Raw genomic sequence first — 18,496 nt, forward strand, 5'->3', positions numbered from 1 at the left:
GGAGAGTTGGGTCAAGAGGGTTGTACAGGCGTGTGTAATATAGATCTCGAAGACAGTAATGGATTTCTGACTGTCTTTGTGAGCAGCATATGGATGCCATAACAATACAGTGAGGTGGGGTCTCACCGCATGTGGAGTCTCTCCGATCCCGGCCACTCGTTCCTCGAGCGGCCGTGTGCACGGAGAACGGCCACGAGAGCTAGCTATGAAACTTGCACTCATCGGCTTCGGTCAGGCTGGCGGGAAAGTAGTCGATCAGTTTTTGACGTACGACGACGCGATCGATGGCGGCTTCGTCGAGAGCGCGGTCGCAGTCAACACTGCGACCACGGATCTCCGGGGACTCGAGTCCGTCCCACAGAAAAATCGCGTTCTCATCGGACAGGCACGTGTCAACGGTCACGGCGTGGGCGCTGACAACGAACTCGGGGGCGAGGTCACCGAGGCGGACATCGACGAGATCCAACACGCGATCGACCGGGTCCCCACCCACGAGATTGACGCGTTCCTCGTCGTCGCCGGCATGGGCGGTGGCACCGGCTCCGGCGGCGCACCCGTCCTCGCGAGACACCTGCGGCGGATCTACACCCAGCCCGTCTACGGGCTCGGGGTCCTCCCGGCGACGGACGAAGGCGGCATCTACACGCTCAACGCGGCCCGGTCGTTCCGGACGTTCGTCCGCGAGGTGGACAACCTGCTCGTCTTCGACAACGACGCGTGGCGCAGCGCCGGCGAGTCGGTCGGCGGCGGCTACGACCGAATCAATCGCGAGATCGTCGAACGATTCGGCCTGCTGTTTGCCGCCGGCGAGGTCGGCCACGACGACCATGTTGCCGAAAGCGTCGTCGACTCCTCCGAGATCATCAACACGCTCTCGGGCGGCGGCGTCTCGACGGTCGGCTACGCCAGCGAGACCGTCGAGACCGACAGCGGCGGCCTCCTCGACTCGCTCACCGGCTCCGCCGACAGCGGTCTCGAGGACGGTGCGGCGACCAATCGGCTGACGAGTCTCGTTCGCAAGGCAACGCTGGGCCGACTCACGTTACCGTGTGATGCTGGCAGCGCCGATCGCGGCCTCGTCGTCGCCACGGGCCAACCGACACAGTTGAGCCGCAAGGGCGTCGAACGCGGGCGACAGTGGCTCGAGGACGAAACGGGAAGTATGGAGATCCGTGGCGGCGATTACCCACGCACCAGCGCTGACGAGGTCGGCGCAGTCGTCCTCCTGTCGGGTGTCACCGACGTTCCACGGATCGACCAGCTCCAGCAGGTCGCCCTCGAGGCCCAGGAGACGACCGAGCAGGTACAGGCGACCGCACAGGACGAGTTCGCATCGCTCGTCGACACGGGTGGCGAACTCGACGCGCTCTTTTAGCTCATGCGATGCAGGCCGTACTGAACGCGTCGCTGGGCCGCGGTAAATCGGTCCATTACGGCTCGTCCGACGGTCGACGAGCAGTCTCGCTTGTTTCAGTGCTCGTGAGAGTCATGGTATCCATACAATAACAAACCGTGATAGTCGTGGAACAGGAGACATGCGACGCCACCACCGATCGGCCCGTGAATCGACGGGGTCACGACTGCGAACGGCACTGTCTGCGGTATTCGTTCGAGACGACGGCCAGACGACCATCGTCGAATGTCGCCGCTGTGGGACGACACTCGAGGCGACGGACACGACCTGCCAGGCCTGCGGCTGTGAGGAGATCGCTCGCTATCGACTCGAGTGAACTCGAGCCCGTAGTGTGAGTGAGTCGGAATCGCCCGGCTACAGCAACGCCTTACTCGAGCGGCAGCGAACGCGTCTCGATTCGATCCCGGCGACCGTCTAGAATCGCAAAGCGCTCGTCACGACGCGTCTCGAGCCAGTACAGCAGCCGTTCGGCCCACTCGAGTTTCCGGGCCTTCTCGGGGCCGACCGACGGGTCGTCGATGTCCCAGCCGACGAAAACGAGCTGTGCGGCCCCGAGCTGGTCTGCGAGAAATGCCGTCCGATCGCCGTCGGTGAACCCACCGACGTTCCGGACCGGCCCGCGCGGTTCGGCCTGCGTCGTCGCCAGCACGGCTTCGGTCGCACAGTCGGGCACGACTGATCGGAGCGCTGGGACGTTGTCGCCGTGAGCGTGGATCGCGACCGGCACGCCCTCGTGAGTCAACCGACGAACCGTCTCGGGGTTCTTGTCGAGATCCGTCACCATACAGTCGACGTCGATGCCGTGGTCGGCGAGCGTGTCGACGGCCGTCGAGGCCGCAAAGACGAGGTCTGCGTCTCGAGCCTGCTCGAGCGCCGAGTCGTCTGCGAGCGAAGGACCCGCCCCGGCAATCGCGACCGTGGCGTCGCGAACACTCGAGAGACGTTCGAGGTCGAACGCAGCAGTCAGCGAGGCCAACACGTCGCGGGCTCGCTCGTCACCGGCACGGTCGTAGCCGAAGTCATCCAGAATCGCCTCGTAGATGGGCTCCCACTCGTCGAACTCCATACACGATGTCTGGCGCGGAGTCGTATCTGTGTTCGGGCTCGAAGACACGCCCGAACCGAGGGCTCGCTGCTCGAGTCGAGTTGTCACTCACCGAGTTGGTGCCACAATAATTCGTGATATGGGCCGGGGGTCGCCTCCAAAGTACCCCTACCCGGGAGGCCGCCCGGCGTCCACCTTCCTATTTTGAATCCTCCGGCATAAGCTTTCTCTTACTCAATTATTTCTGCGAACGATTCTGCGAGGGCCGCTGTACTGCCGGTTTCTCCCCGAAGGCGGTCTGCAACAGCCGAAATGTCAGTTCTTGATCCAACGAGCAGTGGCTGTCCTGTGTTCACATATATCGCTGTCGTCGACTCGGCGGCGGACGACAGCCGCACTCGAGTGGCGTCGTCGAGCCCACTGATCTCGAGTGCGACCGTCGACCAGTCGTCGACGGCGGCCGGATCGACGCCGCGTTCGTCGAGGTGGGCACGGAGCTCTCGACTCGAGCAGCCGTCAAGTCGGGAGACCGAGAGTCCGTCCGTGACCGTGCGTGTACGCTCGGTAAACGCCTTGCCGATCAGGGCCGCATCGCGAGTCTCGGCGACGTCGTGGGTTCGGATCACGTGGGCACCGCGTTCGACGGCCATCGATGTGGCCGCGAGACTGACCGGCAGTCGCTCGTCGGTGTCACGGCCGGCGATTTCGCCCAAGAAGTTTTTCCGGTTGATCGAGACCAGCATGGGCTGGCCGAGCGCGCGGAACTCCCGAAGTCGGCGGAACGTCTCCCGATCGTCTGCAAGCGTCTGAGCCTCGCTCCAGCCGCCGAAAGCCGGGTCGATGATCGTCTTCTCGGTCAGGCCGTGTTGTTTCAGCGCTTCGTACACTTGGTCGACGTAGCCCGCCTGTTCGGCCCACGCCGGCGATTTCCGTTCGGACCACGGGGTCTCCTCGACGGCACCCGGGCGCTCGAGGTCGGGCGGACTCGCCATCTTCGCGACGGCCACGTCGTGGTCTGCACAGACGACGGGCATCTCCGGATCGGCGAAGCCAGCGATGTCGTTGACCATGTCGAACCCCTGTTCGAGTGCTTCCTCAGCGACCGACGCATAGCGCGTCTCGATCGAAAAGATCGCCTCGCCCGACACGTGGTCGATCGTCTCGAGTGCGATGTGCAGTCGCTCGAGTTCGTCTTCGGCAGAGAGCACGTCGAAGCGTTTGTTCGCCGACTCGAGGCCGATATCGACGATATCGGCACCGGGGTCGATCAGCTCCTCGTCGACGTACTGGGCAGCCTCCTCGGGGTCGTCGTAGACGCTCGGATCGTACGGCGACTCCTCGCTGACGTTCAGAACCCCCATGATTCGAGGCGGGTACTCGTCGCCGATTCCCAATCCCGCCGCGTCGACACTGTTCATACGCCCTCTGTGGAGAGCAGCCTGAAATGTACCGCGGTTGCGGAGAACCGCACATCACCCGCGCGGCGACACGCTATGGCCGAGTCGGGACGGCGTCAGCGGTGACACCCGTTCGAATCCACCGTGACCCATCGAGTCGTTCGGTTCGCTCGTCGGTCAGCGCCGGCCGGTCGACGTAGCCGTCCATCGCCGCCGGCGTGTCGACCGCGAGTTCGGCACCGTCCTCGAGAACGCGGTGCTCGACCGTCGGCAGCGTCTCGCCGTGTCTCGAGCGTGGCGAGTCGTCGGCGGTCGGCGTCCGAACGTGCGTCAGCCCCGTTTCCGGACGGCCACAGAGACGCGTGACGGCTCCGTCCGACTCCTCGAGGCCCGCCATCGGTGTCGGTTCGATGACGGCGACAGTCTCAGCGAGATCCGTCTCGAGCGCCGCGAGCGCCTCGAACTGTGACGGAGAGACGAACGTCCGGTCGACCCGGTCGGTGTAGCACAGCGACCGAACCGTCTCGGGGTCCCAGTGGTGCTGTGGCAGGTATGTACCACCGCCGAGTATCGTGGCCGTCGCGCCGTAGCGCAGTTCGAGCGGGTTCGACAGTGGAAGGCTTCCGAGATGTCGCATCGTGCCGTCGGTCTCGAGGAGTGGATGCTCGACGCTGGCGGCGGCCGTGAGTGCAGCATGCGTATAGCGCACACCGAGTGGGGCCCCGTCTTCGTGGCCGACGTAGGCGATCAGGCCGTGGTCGCCGTCCGACTGGCGAACGACGTCGATACCGGTCCGCGAACCGGCGCTGTTCATCCCATCGTTGTCGAGAAACGCCGACAGCGTGATTCCCATTCGCGCGTCGCAGTCGACCGTGATCGCGACGCGTGTTTCGTCGGCACCGTTTAGAACCGAGAGAAACGGCGTCTCATCGGTGACGAACGCCTTGCACTCGGTTTCGTTCAGCGCGGACACGATGTCGTCTGTTCGGTAGTCCGCCGGCATCGTCACCGGAACACAGCCGTTTCTGAGCGTCCCGAAAAAGGCGATGAGAAACGCCCTCGGATTCGAGAGATGGATCGCGACGGCGTCGCCGGCAGTGATCGCACGCTGTTGGAGGCCGCCAGCGAAGCCGTCCGTCAACGACCAGAGTGCCGAAAACGTCAGCGGGTCGTCGCCGCCGATCGCCGTCGCCGTCTGGTGGTCCATCGTAACCGTCTGCAGCGTTTGGATGATCGTCGCCATGATCGGCGACTTTTGACCACGGTCTGTTGAACGTTTGCTCAATACAGTACCGCAGTCTGGTCAACAGACCAAGGGATCAATATCCGTTAAAAGATCCGTCATTCGGACGATGCGCCGTCCTCGAGGACGGCCAATCGAGAGTCACGCAGGAGGACTTTCTTGACAATCGATGGATTCTCGAGCAGGCGGTGTTTGGCGTGGGCACCGCGGCCACGTCCGCGGCCCTCGCGTTCGGACTGGATCACGTTGAGGAAGTTCTGTTCCTGAAGGATCTCTTGGACACGACGCTCCGAGAGGACATCGAAGTCGAGTCGACGGGCGACTTCCTTGTACTGGTTGTAGATGATCTTCGTCGGGAACTCCTTTTCCGTGCTGTTCTCGGTCAGTAGCGTCAGCGAGTAGAGGATCGCTTTCGCCTGCTGGGGAGAACCCTCAATCAACTCGTTGAACCGGTCGGCCTCGGTCTTCTCTTTGGCGTCGCGGACGTGGTCGGCGGTGACCTGCGTGTCGTTTCGTTTCTTCGCGATACGACCCGCGTTTCGAAGGATGTCGATCGCCTTGCGCGCGTCGCCGTGTTCTTGTGCGGCAAGCGCAGCGGTCAATGGAATCACGTCATCGGAGAGGACGTCGGTGTGGAACGCATCTCGTCGTTTCTCCAAGATTTCGACGAGTTGGTTGGCGTCGTACGGCGAGAAGACGAGTTCGTCCCGCGAGAGACTCGATTTGACCCGTTCGGAGAGGTGGTCCGGGAAATCGATCTTGTTCGAGATGCCGATGATGCCGATACTCGAGTCCGAGATCCGTCGGTTCTCGCCGGCACGGGAGAGCTTTCGGAGGACTTCGTCGTCCTCGAGCATATCGATCTCGTCTAAGATGACGATGGTGACGTCGGTGCAGTGGTCGACGGCCTGCCAGAGGCGTTTGTAGTAGTCGCCGGTGCCAAGCCCGCGGTCGGGCACGGTCACGCCGCTTTTCTCGGAGTCGTTGACGAGCTGGGCGATCGTCTTCACGATCGACGCTTCGGTGTTCTGTTCGCCACAGTCGATGAAGGCGTATTTGACGGTGACGTCGTCGCGTCGGGCTTCCGAGATCACTCGCTGGGTGACCGACCGGGAGATGAGCGATTTGCCGGTGCCAGTCTTGCCGAAGATGAACAGGTGGTTGGGTTCGCTCCCGAAAATCGCGGGGTTCAGCGCATCCGCCACCCGTTGCATTTGCTCGTCGCGCCCGACGATCCGGTCCGGACCGGGGAGATGTGTGATCTCGAGCAAGCGCTCGTCGGCAAAGACCGGATCGTCGTACCGAAAGAGTGGATCACGATCGTCGTTGGCGGACATTGCGTTACCCCGTGGCTTCCAACTGAATTGAAATAAAGGTATGGAGATCGATCGCGGATGTAAACATCGCGTGATAGGCGACGATGAACCTGATTTTACCAGATGCGCAATGAAACCACTCAACGGCGGTCTCGCGTTTCTAACGATCGGCCCGCCGACTGACTCCTGACACGGGTTCCGGACAGTGCCACGATGAATTTCGATCGGGTCCCCCAGCGTGGATTTCGATCGGGTACCGACTCGAGTGACGAGTGGTTACTCCCTCGAGTGTGTGAACCACCGACACCCCCGTCGCGGATGTAACGCGAGGGGAACCTGCCAGCGAGCGGTCGGCAGCGAGTCGATACTGACCGACGATGTGTGCTGGGAATTAGTGTCATATTTAATAGGTTTCCAGAGACGGCTCGAAGAGTTTTCGGGGAAGGACCTCCGGAGACGCTCGATTTGCCGGGGACTCGAGGTCGGGGGCAGTCGTTGGAGGGGGGACACACCCCCCTCGCGTTTGTAACGGCAAATGGGTGGGGTGGGTGTTCGGTTATTCCCGAATTCGTGTCGAATCAGGGCTCAAAAGCGAGATTTTACATCCGCGGATGAGGTGTGTTCCACGTAGAGACCCCCCCACTGTTGTGGCGTTACAAACGCGAAGGGGGTGTGTGTCCCCTTCGACAGCGATCGACGGGAACTCGACAGGGTTTCGACAGCATTCAAAGCGGAAGATCCCAGTGCCGAAAACGGAGGACTCGCCTCGAGACCGTCGAAAACCGAACGCTCAGCAGCATCACAGTTGATCGAATCCCCACCGAAACGCCACGGTTTCTCCTAGAATGTCTCCAAAGACGACCCGTTCTAGGTTCAGTACTAGAACTAGTTCTATCTACTACTAGCTAGTACTAGGCTAGTAAGTGTATAGCTAGTAACTTTCTATCTAGTGGTAGAGAACAGCTAGCGAACACTCACCACGGTCTGGACGATCCCGTCGGACAACGAACCGGGGACAGTTCGTTCCGGTGCCCATCTGTGCCGAACACGTCCCTTTTGACGACCCACTTCCTACTGCCGGTATGATCGCGACGACCTCCATGCTGTCGGTCGATCGGGCCGCTTCGATAGCCCAAGTGGACGGCCCCGAACCGAGTCCAACCACTCTCGAGGCAGGACCGCTCGCCGACCAATGACTCCCAACTCTCCCACATCCAACCGTTCGACGGATCTGTCACGGACACCGCCGTCGGTCGCCATCGTCGACGCTCAGACGCCGGGCAACGTCGGCACGATCGCCCGGGCGATGAAGAACTTCGGATTCGACGACCTCCTGTTGGTCGACCCACCAGCACTCGATCCCGACGGTGATGCCTACGGCTTTGCCGGGCATGCTCGAGATGATATCCTCCCGAACGCAACGGAACTCTCGTTCGACCAGCTCGTCGAGAACTATCACACGGTCGGCTGTACGGCGGTGACCAACGAAGACGACCACAGTCACGTTCGGTTTCCGTACTCGACGCCGGCCGAACTGGTCGATCGGTTGGCGACCGTCGAGGCACCCACGGCACTCGTCTTCGGCCGCGAACGCATCGGGCTCACCAACGAAGAACTCGCTCGAATCGACGAGATTTGTTCGATTCCGGCCGCTGCAGAGTACCCCGTCCTCAACCTCGGACAGGCTGCGACGATTACCCTTTATGAACTGCAGTCGCTCACCCTCACAGCTGACGAGACCCAACTGCCGGACATCGAGCGCGTTCGAGCCCCTGAACCGACCATCGACCGCGTCTACGACCAGTGGGCCGACCTGCTCGAGGAACTCAACCATCCCGAGGAGAAACGCGCGAAGACGATGCGCATGCTCCGGCGTGTCTACGGGCGGGCGGATCTGACGACGGGCGAGGCGAACACACTGTTGGGACTCCTGCGTCGGGCGACGGAACGGCCGGCAGAGGACTGATACGAGGGCCATCCCTCAAGACGGCGCGCTCGAGACGACCACAACGAGGCCAGCACACTGATGTAGGCGGCGTTATCACCAGTAGAAAATGACTGTGCTGCACCGACGGAACGCACTCGGGCTGTTGGGCGCGGGGATGGCGCTGCTGGCCGGCTGTTCGGAAACGGCTGACGACGGTGGGAACTCCGCCGCCGACGATGGAGGGGGTCCCGAAGCCGACGCGGGTGACGGCGACCTTCCGTCGTACGCCTCGATACTCCCGACGACCGAGGAGTCGACGTTCTTCTACGGTGCGATCGACGTCGAGACGATGGCAACGCTGCTCAACGATGCAGGGGCCAAAGCGGGCGAGGAGCCGACCGACCCGCTCGTCAGTAACCCAGTCGTCGTCGCCCTGCTGTGTTCGTTCGGCCTCGAGTTACTCGGTCGTTCGGCCGGATTCGAGGCGTACGTTTCGAACAACGAGACGCCCGATGGCGACGAACAGTTCGTCTACGCCGAGGGCGTCTACGCGTTCGTCGGCGCGTACGACCACGACGGCCTCGCCGCCGACCTCGAGCGCGCAGGCTACGCCCTCGAGACCGAGACGGACGCCTACGCGGTCTACGCCGCAACCGGGAGCGACGAAATCGTTGGCGTCTCGGACGAGGTCTACGCCTACTCCTATCCCAACGGCGGCGACGAGTTCGATCCGGTCGCCGCCGTCGAACGAACGGTCGCGACGGCCGCCGGCGAGCGCGATCCGAAACACGAATCCAGCGAGGCGTTCGAACGGTTGCTTCGCACTGGCGACACTCGCGGCATCAGCTGCTGTCTCTACACCGACGCCGATGCGTTCGATTCGGCGACCCTCTCGGACGATCAAGCAGGCGACAGCGACAGTCTAGAATTCGCCTTCGACGCCTTCGAAGGCGCATACGGTGCCCATCAGGGACTTCGTGTTGCCGGCGATGCGGCCGCGACTGCACGGGCAACCGTCGTCTACAGTCGCGACGACCGCGTTGACATGGACCTCTTCGAGTCGGTGCTCGGAACGGAGGCCGAAACGGTCGAACACGAGCGGGCGGACACGACGGTCACGATTGACGCCGAGTACGGCGGGGAGTTTGCCCGCGAGTAGTCGCGTGCTATCGTTTTTTTCGAGTTGCGACCGACCGATCCCCGTCGGCCGACTCACGCACCTCGGTGTCGGCTTCGATCGGTGTCCCGCCGTCGGTCCGGGCGTCGGGATGCCCACCCGCGGTCTGCTGGTGGTCGAACGCCGTCGGCTCGAGACGCGAGCGCACCAGCGAGCGAATTGCGCGCCGCTTGATCACGACGAAGCCGACGAGGATCGTTAGCAGACCGACGATCGTCAGCGAGTCGACGACCGAGCCGAGGACGAGCCAACTCACGCCGATCGCGACTGCCGGCTCAGCGTAGCCGACGAGGTTGACCTGTGTCGGCCCGTTTTCCTCGAGCAACTCGAAGTAGAGCAAGAACGCGAAGACGCCGGAGACGAACGTCAGGTAGGCGTACGAAAGCAGCGCTGTCGTCGTCAACTCGATCGCGGCGACCGACTCGCCGCGCAAGCCAGCCCAGCCGAACAGTACGCCAGCACCGAGCAACATCGCCCAGGCCTGGAGCGTCTCGATCGGCAGATTCGACTCAATCGGGCGGACGAGCACGCTGCCGAGTGCAAACGCAACGGCAGAGGCGAAGACGATCGCCGCGCCAACGATCATGTCGCCGCCGAGCGCGGCTGGCGACGGCTGAACGACGAGGACCACGCCGAGCAGCCCGAGGACGAATCCAACGACGCCAACAGGGCCGAGTCGCTGATTCGGAAGCACCGCGCTGGCGAACACGACCGTCAGGATCGGTGCGGTGCTGACGACCGTGGCAGCGACGGCACCGGAGACGTACAGTTCGCCGATGTACAACAGGCCGTGATAGAGTGCGATGACGAACACGCCGGCGATGGTGACGACGAGCCACTCCGCGCGTCCGACGGGACGGACACGGTCGGTGACGACGGCCGCGTAGCCGAGGACGATCACGCCAGCCAACGCATACCGCGAGCCGGCGAACAGGATCGGCGGCACGTACTCGAGGCCGACTTCGATCGCGACGAACGAACTCCCCCAGCAGAGTGCAAGCATCGAAAAGAGCACCGATTGACGGTACTCGGATGGAATCGAATCGAGAATCTTCATATCCGATTCGAAACTTGCGGTTGTATTTAGACCCTTCTACAACCCATCCGAAAATTCGGAATCAAAAACCACACATATGGATCTGATCCGAAGATCCTTCCACATCGAACGTCGGTCTTGTAGATATCTCCAATATACTCAGCCGAAGGACATATGTTTCGGCCACGCCGAGCACTCGCGTATGGACGACCGCGACGTGCGCCTGCTGAAAGCCATCTCGGAACTCGAGACCGGGAGCCCCGAACGACTCCACGACGCGACCGGCATTCCGGTGTCGACGATCCACTACCGACTCTCGAGTCTCCGCGAGGAGGGGATCATCACGAACGACCGCTACGACGTCGACCTCGAGGCACTCGGCCTCGGCGTGACCGTCCTCGTCGAGATCCACGCCGACTATCAGGGCTCCTACGAGGAGTTTTCGGATCGCCTGCTGACCGTCGAAGGCGTCACGAACGTCTACTTTACGATGGGTGAGACCGATTTCATCGTCGTCGCCCGCCTGAGCGGCAGCGAGATGGTCGAGCGCCTGATCGCCGAGTTCGAACAACTCGAGGGCGTCGACCGAACCGACTCGACGTTCGTCATCTCGGCGATCGAAGAACGCGACGCCTTGCAGAGTTACAGCCTCGAGACGTTACTCGAGGAGTTGGTCGACGAATAGATTTCATAGACAATTCACAGAGTATATTCCACACTGTATCTATCCGAATACACCAGTAACTCCAGGTGCAAACTGACCGAGTGAGGGTGAACAAGTGATTTTAGTCTGAGTGACGCTTATAGTGGTAGTACACAATCACTTCACTATGAACCGGCGAAAGTTCCTTGCTCTTGTGACTGCAGGGGTTGGACTGGGAGGAGGGGGCTATCTTGGCTGGAACTGGTATAACTCTCCGACAATACCCTCTGGTATGAACATAGAAACACTACATGTTGAACGGGATGTTTCGGCAAATAACTTCTCACGAGAGGGGGAGTCCTTAGCTTGGAAAGAGGAGTACCACACTGTTATAGAAGACGTAGACACAGCGGATAGAGAACTTGAAGATATTGGTTCTGTGACGAAATTCATTGATGAAACCAATTTCAACGACTCATATATGGTGATTGTACAGAATGGGGTGCAATCAGAACCAGACCTCGTGTTAGATACGATTAAACGTATTGAGAATGGGCTAAAGATTGAAATATCTATAGATTATCCGTGGTTTGGTGTTAATGACGACCTTATAACTCACTCACTGCTTATCAGAATAACTGATTCAAAAGACGGAGTCCCAGAGACGGTCACTGTTGATATTGAGGGCTACGTTTGAGCAATATATCCCCTGTACTGATCGAATCAGGACACGTTCATAGTAGGTTTGTGAACCGTTCTATGACACTACTATACTGGCAACACTGATTGCCACGTCCTCCCCAACCGATTCGCTCGTTCACGAGTTCACTCGCTCATCCCTCGCGCAGCTTCGAATCGTGGTTCGCGCATCGCTCACCACGATTCAGCGCGCGCCATCGCATTGATCGCGGATACCGTGATCTAACAGTCTCTCTCAGGAGGTCGATGAGTGAATGTCGCACCTGCCTGAGCAGCGTGGACATCTCGTTTCTAGCATGCGGACCTTCGTTGGATCGTGTCCAGTATGAGAATCAGAGATACCATTTGAATCGTCAGAACTTGAGACGTGCTGTTCGGTGATCCAAACGCACACGTATCACTGTGAACGAGGTGAGCAACCCCTTCTGGAGTTCGCGTCGTAAACCGCAATACGCATCCAAATTAAGTCAATACAGCCGATTTATACCCATATGGATGAAGACCGACAAAAGCTCGTTTCGATGTATGTCGGACTGATCGTGGGCTGTGCCGCGCTCCTGGTAATCGGGTCTGTCACTGGACTCGCCCCGATCGGACTGAACAGGAGTGTCGTTATCGCGTTTGTCGGCGTCACGACCCTGCTATACGCGGTGATGTTTGTAACGTATATTGTGGCGAATACGCACACTCCTTAGTAGTTGGACCTGAATTTCAACGCGTCGTTGAACGTTCTTTCTCGCGGTCTCGCCAAGCTATAGTAACAACTGAACCGATGGACACACGGATCGCAGAGCCGTCATGCGAGCTGGTGTGCAGTGATGGTCAGTGGCTACGATAGGAGTGAACTACTCCGAAAACACGCCTGTGGAGACTGCGACCACTGTGGACATGATTACTGTGTCTGCAAGTCGCGTTTGTCGAGGTTCCCTCGACAGTCTGACAACGTCGTCGAATCAGGAAGCCTCTGTCTCAAGGAGCCCGCGCTATCGGGCAAGTAGGCAGGGGTCGTTCACGCTCGCTTTTGAATCTCCTCGCGGAGCAACTGACTCACGAGGTCACCGTCGGCCTTGCCACGGAGTGCGCCCATACACTCGCCCATGAGGCCCGAAAACGCCTGCATGCCTTCTTCTTCGACCTGCGTCTCGTTCCGTTCGACGACCTCGGCGATGGCCTCGCGGACTTCGTCCTCGTCCGCGCCACCGAGTCCCGCGTCGTCGGCTGCTTCCTCGGCCGACTGATCCGGCTCCTCAGAAAGTACCTCGAGCAGATCCGTAACGCCCTCGTTCGGCAGGTCGCCGTCGTCGACCATCTCGAGGACGGCCTCGATGTGGGTTTCGGTGAGCGCCTCGACGGGCACGTCGTCACGCCGGAGTTCGGTCAGCGTCGACTCGAGCGTCGTCGCGGCCAGCGTCGGGTCGATGCCGTCGGCGACGACGGACTCGAACAGCGGCATGTGTGTGCCGTAGGCGACCTGTTCGGCCAGCCCGGCCCCGAGGTCGAACTCGTCTTGATAGCGGTCGACCTTTGCGGTCAGTAGCTCCGGCTCGGGCACCTCGCTCGGGTCCGGTTCGACGGGCGGGACGTCCGTTTCGGGGTACATCCGTGCCGCGCCGGGTAGGGGACGGAGATAGCGTGTCGCGCCGTCCTCGAGTGCGTCGCGAGTTTCTTCGGGGACGCCCTCGAGTGCAGTGCCAGCGCGCTCGGCGACGGCCTCGATCGACGCCTCGGCGATGTCGGTGTCGGCGGCGACGATCGCCACGGCATCCTCGGAGCCGGCACCCACAGCGTCCCGAAGGGCTTCGACTTCGTCCTCGGTAACGCCGTAAGCCGGCAGTTCGTCGGTGTGGAAGATCCCGCCCGCGCCGTGGCGTTTGGCGTGGTCGGAGAACTCGGTGCCCAGCCGGCGATCCGGAGCGATCTCTCGGCCCACCAGCCCGTCGAAGCCGTACAGCGGGACGGCCATCACGGAGCCGCCCGAGCTGAGTGCGCCGCCGATAACGCCGCTGTCGGTGCCCTCGAAGACGTCGGTAACGTCCTGCGTCTCACCGACAGCGGCTTCGCGGGCCTCGAGTTCGTCCCGGATCTCGACGAGTTCGACCTGCCGTGCGGCCTCGTTGCGCACGATGTCGTCGATGTCGTCGAGGCTCTGGACGCCTTTGATCTCGACGCGTGCGCCGTCGGCGATGGAGACGTTGACGTCCTGTCGAATCGTCCCTAGTCCGCGTTTGACTTTCCCGGTCGAGCGAAGCAGCATCCCGATCCGTTCGGCGGCCTCGAGGGCCTGCTCCGGCGTCGAGATGTCCGGTTTCGTCCCGATTTCGACGAGCGGGATGCCCAGCCGATCCAGACTGAAGCGCACGCCGTCGTCGGTTTCTTCGACGCGCTGGGCGCTTTCTTCCTCGAGCAGGAGGTCTTCGATCCCCACCGCACCCTCGCTGGTCTCGATCGCGCCCCCGGTGGCGATCAGCGACGAGCGCTGGAAGCCCGTGGTGTTCGAGCCGTCGACGACGATCTTGCGCATGACGTGGGCCTGATCGACCGGATTCATGTCCATCAGCTGGGCGACCTCGAGGGTCGTCTCGAGGGCCTCGTCGTCGAGCGTGGCTGGCGGCTCGTCGTCTTCTTCGACCAGACAGGTCGTCTCGTACGCGAGGTATTCGAACTCGCGGTCGACGCGGCTCTCCTCGAGGGCGGCCTGGTCGATCTCGCCCAGTTCGCTCCGCGTGGGATGGAGATAGCGCGTAAATCGCCGCGTCGACGCCTCGGGCTCGCGACGCTCGGTTGGACACTGACAGAACAGCTTCGTCGCCGTATCGAGTTGCTGGTGGATCTCCAGCCCGGCGACGAGTCCGAGTTCGTCGTAATCGTACTCGCTCATTGGCCGCCACTCGGAGGCGGAGGGGTAAAAAACCGTCCAGTTGCGGTCAGTCGGACGAGGACTCGGCTGCCAGTCCCATCCCCGGCTTCCGATCCGAGGAGGCCGCCTCGGTGGCCGACTCGTCCGACACCAGTTGGCGCTCGAGGGCAGCCGCAATCGTCTCGAGAACCGTCTCCGTCGTCGCCTCGAGGACACGCCTCCGGTCGCCGTCGACCACGGTCGCTCTGCCAGCCGTCGTCGCGCCGCCGGAGTCGGCCGCCGACTCACGCTCGACGAGCACGAGTGTGTCCGCCACGGCCGCAAGCACCTCGAGCAGACGCTCCGTCCCAGTGCCGCCGGCCTCGAGAGCAGACGCCGTGACCACCGTCACGTCGGCGTCCGCGACGTGGTTCTCGAATGCGACCAGCGTCGATTCCGAGAGCGACTCGAACGGAGGGACCTCGAGACAGTCGATCTCGAGCGTTCGTGCGGTCTCGGCCGCTGTGTCCCCGCTCGTGACGGGGCCAAGAGAGAGCGCCGTCTCGGCCTGTGTGCTCTCGAGTTGGGCGAGCACGCACGCCGCCGTCGTTCCGGTGCCGAGGACGTGAATCCGGGCGTCTCTGAGCTGCGTCTCCTCGTCTGTCTCGTCGCCGTCGGTCCGGTGGCCCGGCAGCGCCGTCACCGTCTCCGTCCCCGTAATCGGATTCGGCGTCACCGTCGCGGTCGCATCGAAGACATCGGCGAGTGACTCGCCAGTCAACACGTCTGCCGGTGGCCCGCTCCGGTAGACGCCGCCGTCGGCGAGCATCACGAGCCGATCGCAGTAGCGGGCGGCCAGATCCAGATCGTGGATCGCCGCACAGACGGTCCGGCCGTCATCGACGAGTTCCCGAACTAACTCGAGGGTCTCGAGTTGGTGATTGATATCGAGACTCGCGGTCGGCTCGTCGAGCAACATCGCGGGGGTTCCCTGTGCAATCGCGCGTGCGAGGACGACCCGCTGGCGCTGTCCGCCACTGATCGCGTCGATTGGCCGGTCGGCGAGGTCGGTCGTCCGCGTTCGCTCGAGGGCCTGCTCGACTGCTTCGTGGTCCGCCTGCGTCGGCGAGGAAAACCGCGAGCGATGCGGATGACGCCCCATCTCGACGACGTCGCGGACGGGAAACGAAAACGAGAGCGTCGTATCTTGTGGGACGACCGAGACGAGTTGACTCGAGCGCTTCGAGGAAACGCTGTGAATGTCGACGCCGTCGATCGACACCGTCCCGGAGTCGGGCTCGAGTGCGCCGCTGATCGCCCGCAACAGCGTTGTCTTCCCCGCGCCGTTTGGACCCACGAAGCCGACGAATTCGCCGGGTTCGATGGTTACGGAGACGTCCTCGAGCACCGAGAGTTCGCCGAACGACAGCGAGCAGTTCTCGACGGTGATCGCCGCCGGCTCGATCTCCGTCGGCTGTGCAGCGTTCGTCTCGTCTGGTGTTCTGTTGAACGGGGTCATACTGAGGTCACCTCCCGGCGGACGAGCAAAAAGAGGAAAAACGGCGCGCCGACGAACGCCGTGATGATGCCGACCGGCACTTCCGCGGGGCCGGCTCGAGCGATGGTGTCCGTAATCACGAGAAACGAGGCACCCGCGAGGGCGCTGGTCGGCAGCAAGATTCGGTGATCCGGGCCGACGATCAGCCGCATGATGTGGGGGACGACGAGGCCGACGAAGCCGATGACGCCGGCGACGGCGACACCTGCGGCGGTGATGATGCTCGCGACCGCGAGCAGGAGGAACTTCGTCCGTTCGACTTCGGTGCCGAGGTGGTGGGCGTCTTCCTCGCCGAGCAACAAGACGTTCAGGTCTCGCGTGTAGCTGCCAAGGACGAGGACGCCCAGCACTGCCACCGGGAGGGCAAAGCCGACGTCGCTCCACGTGCTGTTGCTGAGATGGCCCATCATCCAGACGACGGCCTGTCGGAGGCTGTCGCCGCTGTGGACGAGCATATATGAGATGAGTGCGCCGAGAAACGCCTGCATGGCGACGCCCGCGAGCAACAGCGTGGCGACGGGCGTGCGGCCACCCTCCGTCGCGATCGAGTAGACCAGAAACGCCGTCAGGAGTGCGCCGGCAAACGCCGCCAGATGCAGACTCCCGAACGGCACGAGCATGGGGAACGCGATGGCGGCGACAGCACCGGCAGCGGCCCCGGTCGAGACGCCGATGATCGATGGATCGGCGAGCGGATTCCGGAAAAACCCCTGCATTACGGTCCCGGCCGCGGCGAGTGCGAACCCGACCGTTGCCGCGAGCGCGATCCGGGGCAGGCGGATATCCGCGACGATGATCTGGTGGGTGTTCGGCACGTCGAACGCGAACACCGACGTGTACTCGAGACTCGGAACCGGCACGCCGACGCCGACGATTGGAATCGTGAGACTTCCGGCCGTGACACTCGAGGGGACGACGATGGCGTTCAAAATCGCCAGCGCAACCGTCGACGGGTCGACTCTAACTGGCCCGAGCGCGGCACTGGCGACGACGACGGCGACCAGCAGCGCTGTCAACCCCGCCGACCACGAGAGGGTTCGGGCCGAGTGCGTCATACACTACAACCTCGATTGGGTTAGACAAATATTTGTTGAAGAGTCGCTACCTAGCGGACGATGCGACAGAAACTCGTACTGTTACTCACTGCCTTGCTCACGCTCTCGTTGGTTGCCCCGATCGCTGCAGCCAGCAGCGCGTCGGCAACGCCCGACGAGACTGCTGACTGTGCGTACCCGATCGAACTGACTGACGCCACTGGTGAAGATATCACACTCGAGGAAGCACCCGACTCCGTCGTCGCCTTGCAGCCAAGCGATGCACAGACGGTCTTCGAGATCGGTGCCGAAGACAGACTCGTCGGCATGGCCGACGAGGACGCAACGAGCGACCTCGAGATGGGCGACCGTGTGGACGTGACCGACAACTACGAGATCGTCCACGAGCGCGTGATCGATCTCGACCCGGATGTCGTTCTGGCCGCGAACATCACGCCTGAAGAAGACGTCGAGACCCTTCGCGAGGCTGGGCTGACCGTCTACCACTTCGACAACGCAGCGTCAATCGATGACGTCCGTGACAACGTGCTCCGGACCGGCGAACTGACCGGCGAGTGTGACGGTGCCACCGAAACCGTCGACTGGATGGACGAGCGTCTCGAGGTCGTCGAAACGGCCCTCGAGAACACAGACCGCCCGCTCGCGTACTACGCGATGGGTGAGGACGGGACGACCGCTGGAAGCGACACGTTCATCCACGAAGTGCTGACGACCGGTGGTGTCGAGAACCTGGCTGAACGGGCCGGTATCGACTTCTACCAGCCACTCAGTAGCGAAATGATCGTCGACGAAGACCCCGAGTGGATCATCTACTCCGATGACCGATCGGACGTGCCGATCCCCGAAGCGGCCGAGGCCACGACTGCCTACCAGAACGATAACGTCTTTTCGGTCAACGCGAACCAACTCAACCAGCCTGCCCCACAGGTGATCTACGCTGTCGTCGATATCGTCGAGACGGTCCACCCTGACGCCTACGAGCAAGCGGTTGACGGACTCGAGGACACGGACGAATCCGACGAGAACGGCGACGACAGCGAGGATTCGATCCCTGGCTTCGGCGTGCCAGCAGCCGTCGCTGCACTGCTTGCCGTCGCGTTCCTCGCGCACCGCCGATAACCACCACGCAGCCACGGCTTTTGAAAAGCGT

Annotated in this window: 15 protein-coding genes; 7 read left to right on the forward strand and 8 right to left on the reverse strand. The window is 62.2% G+C overall.

Annotation, left to right across the window (positions count from 1 at the left end):
- Positions 1–205: 205 nt before the first annotated feature.
- Entirely contained in the window at positions 206–1,375 is a 1,170-nt protein-coding gene (locus C495_RS14865; RefSeq protein WP_008164353.1) for a tubulin/FtsZ family protein, read from the forward strand.
- A gap of 160 nt (positions 1,376–1,535) precedes the next feature.
- The gene (locus C495_RS14870; RefSeq protein WP_008164354.1) at positions 1,536–1,730 is read left to right on the forward strand and encodes a hypothetical protein; all 195 of its coding nucleotides are present in this window, start codon (positions 1,536–1,538) and stop codon (positions 1,728–1,730) included.
- A 51-nt stretch (positions 1,731–1,781) separates the two neighbouring features.
- Here the strand turns inward: C495_RS14870 and C495_RS14875 are convergent, their stop codons facing one another.
- The 4 genes from C495_RS14875 to C495_RS14890 form a co-directional block, all read right to left on the reverse strand.
- A complete protein-coding gene (locus tag C495_RS14875) occupies positions 1,782–2,480 on the reverse strand; it encodes a 6-hydroxymethylpterin diphosphokinase MptE-like protein (RefSeq protein WP_008164356.1) in 699 nt (232 codons plus the stop codon).
- A 209-nt stretch (positions 2,481–2,689) separates the two neighbouring features.
- A complete protein-coding gene (gene folP / locus C495_RS14880) occupies positions 2,690–3,877 on the reverse strand; it encodes a dihydropteroate synthase (protein ID WP_008164358.1) in 1,188 nt (395 codons plus the stop codon).
- A gap of 73 nt (positions 3,878–3,950) precedes the next feature.
- Positions 3,951–5,099: a class I adenylate-forming enzyme family protein gene (locus tag C495_RS14885; RefSeq protein ID WP_008164360.1), complete on the reverse strand. Its 1,149-nt coding sequence runs from the start codon at positions 5,097–5,099 to the stop codon at positions 3,951–3,953.
- Positions 5,100–5,197: 98 nt separating this feature from the next.
- Entirely contained in the window at positions 5,198–6,436 is a 1,239-nt protein-coding gene (locus C495_RS14890) for a Cdc6/Cdc18 family protein (RefSeq protein ID WP_008164362.1), read from the reverse strand.
- A gap of 1,171 nt (positions 6,437–7,607) precedes the next feature.
- Between C495_RS14890 and C495_RS14895 the strand changes: the two genes are divergently transcribed.
- Complete coding sequence (locus C495_RS14895) at positions 7,608–8,381, forward strand: RNA methyltransferase (protein ID WP_008164363.1); 774 nt, start codon at positions 7,608–7,610, stop codon at positions 8,379–8,381.
- Positions 8,382–8,469: 88 nt separating this feature from the next.
- Positions 8,470–9,501 carry a hypothetical protein gene (locus C495_RS14900; RefSeq protein ID WP_008164365.1) on the forward strand — a complete coding sequence of 344 codons (1,032 nt, stop codon included), beginning with the start codon at positions 8,470–8,472 and terminating at the stop codon, positions 9,499–9,501.
- 7 nt (positions 9,502–9,508) lie between these two features.
- Here the strand turns inward: C495_RS14900 and C495_RS14905 are convergent, their stop codons facing one another.
- Positions 9,509–10,576 carry a DMT family transporter gene (locus tag C495_RS14905; protein ID WP_008164367.1) on the reverse strand — a complete coding sequence of 356 codons (1,068 nt, stop codon included), beginning with the start codon at positions 10,574–10,576 and terminating at the stop codon, positions 9,509–9,511.
- Positions 10,577–10,757: 181 nt separating this feature from the next.
- Here C495_RS14905 and C495_RS14910 point away from each other — a divergent pair, with 181 nt between their 5' ends.
- Both C495_RS14910 and C495_RS14915 read left to right on the forward strand, forming a co-directional pair.
- Complete coding sequence (locus C495_RS14910) at positions 10,758–11,240, forward strand: Lrp/AsnC family transcriptional regulator (RefSeq protein ID WP_008164369.1); 483 nt, start codon at positions 10,758–10,760, stop codon at positions 11,238–11,240.
- Between the two features lie 145 nt (positions 11,241–11,385).
- Positions 11,386–11,895, forward strand: coding sequence for a twin-arginine translocation signal domain-containing protein (locus C495_RS14915; RefSeq protein WP_241430614.1), 510 nt, complete (start codon positions 11,386–11,388; stop codon positions 11,893–11,895).
- A 1,011-nt stretch (positions 11,896–12,906) separates the two neighbouring features.
- Here C495_RS14915 and gatE read toward each other — a convergent pair.
- The 3 genes from gatE to btuC are packed head-to-tail and all read right to left on the reverse strand — an operon-like array spanning position 12,907 to position 17,346.
- Positions 12,907–14,775 (reverse strand): Glu-tRNA(Gln) amidotransferase subunit GatE, encoded by a 1,869-nt coding sequence (gatE, locus tag C495_RS14925; protein WP_008164373.1) that lies wholly within the window; start codon positions 14,773–14,775, stop codon positions 12,907–12,909.
- A gap of 46 nt (positions 14,776–14,821) precedes the next feature.
- On the reverse strand, positions 14,822–16,252 hold the full coding sequence (locus C495_RS14930) for a heme ABC transporter ATP-binding protein (RefSeq protein WP_008164376.1): 1,431 nt from the start codon (positions 16,250–16,252) through the stop codon (positions 14,822–14,824).
- Positions 16,249–17,346 (reverse strand): vitamin B12 ABC transporter permease BtuC, encoded by a 1,098-nt coding sequence (btuC, locus tag C495_RS14935; RefSeq protein WP_008164378.1) that lies wholly within the window; start codon positions 17,344–17,346, stop codon positions 16,249–16,251. Before btuC ends, C495_RS14930 begins: the two co-directional genes overlap by 4 nt.
- 60 nt (positions 17,347–17,406) lie before the next feature.
- Here btuC and C495_RS14940 point away from each other — a divergent pair, with 60 nt between their 5' ends.
- Complete coding sequence (locus tag C495_RS14940) at positions 17,407–18,465, forward strand: PGF-CTERM-anchored ABC transporter substrate-binding protein (protein WP_008164380.1); 1,059 nt, start codon at positions 17,407–17,409, stop codon at positions 18,463–18,465.
- Positions 18,466–18,496: the final 31 nt, after the last annotated feature.

The organism is Natronorubrum sulfidifaciens JCM 14089 (assembly GCF_000337735.1).
GTDB lineage: Archaea > Halobacteriota > Halobacteria > Halobacteriales > Natrialbaceae > Natronorubrum > Natronorubrum sulfidifaciens.

Coding starts and splice junctions, on each gene's coding strand:
- C495_RS14865 (WP_008164353.1), top strand. CDS start 206: ATGAAACTTGCACTCATCGGCTTCGGTCAGGCTGGCGGGAAAGTAGTC.
- C495_RS14870 (WP_008164354.1), top strand. CDS start 1,536: ATGCGACGCCACCACCGATCGGCCCGTGAATCGACGGGGTCACGACTG.
- C495_RS14875 (WP_008164356.1), bottom strand. CDS start 2,480: ATGGAGTTCGACGAGTGGGAGCCCATCTACGAGGCGATTCTGGATGAC.
- folP (WP_008164358.1), bottom strand. CDS start 3,877: ATGAACAGTGTCGACGCGGCGGGATTGGGAATCGGCGACGAGTACCCG.
- C495_RS14885 (WP_008164360.1), bottom strand. CDS start 5,099: ATGGCGACGATCATCCAAACGCTGCAGACGGTTACGATGGACCACCAG.
- C495_RS14890 (WP_008164362.1), bottom strand. CDS start 6,436: ATGTCCGCCAACGACGATCGTGATCCACTCTTTCGGTACGACGATCCG.
- C495_RS14895 (WP_008164363.1), top strand. CDS start 7,608: ATGACTCCCAACTCTCCCACATCCAACCGTTCGACGGATCTGTCACGG.
- C495_RS14900 (WP_008164365.1), top strand. CDS start 8,470: ATGACTGTGCTGCACCGACGGAACGCACTCGGGCTGTTGGGCGCGGGG.
- C495_RS14905 (WP_008164367.1), bottom strand. CDS start 10,576: ATGAAGATTCTCGATTCGATTCCATCCGAGTACCGTCAATCGGTGCTC.
- C495_RS14910 (WP_008164369.1), top strand. CDS start 10,758: ATGGACGACCGCGACGTGCGCCTGCTGAAAGCCATCTCGGAACTCGAG.
- C495_RS14915 (WP_241430614.1), top strand. CDS start 11,386: ATGAACCGGCGAAAGTTCCTTGCTCTTGTGACTGCAGGGGTTGGACTG.
- gatE (WP_008164373.1), bottom strand. CDS start 14,775: ATGAGCGAGTACGATTACGACGAACTCGGACTCGTCGCCGGGCTGGAG.
- C495_RS14930 (WP_008164376.1), bottom strand. CDS start 16,252: ATGACCCCGTTCAACAGAACACCAGACGAGACGAACGCTGCACAGCCG.
- btuC (WP_008164378.1), bottom strand. CDS start 17,346: ATGACGCACTCGGCCCGAACCCTCTCGTGGTCGGCGGGGTTGACAGCG.
- C495_RS14940 (WP_008164380.1), top strand. CDS start 17,407: ATGCGACAGAAACTCGTACTGTTACTCACTGCCTTGCTCACGCTCTCG.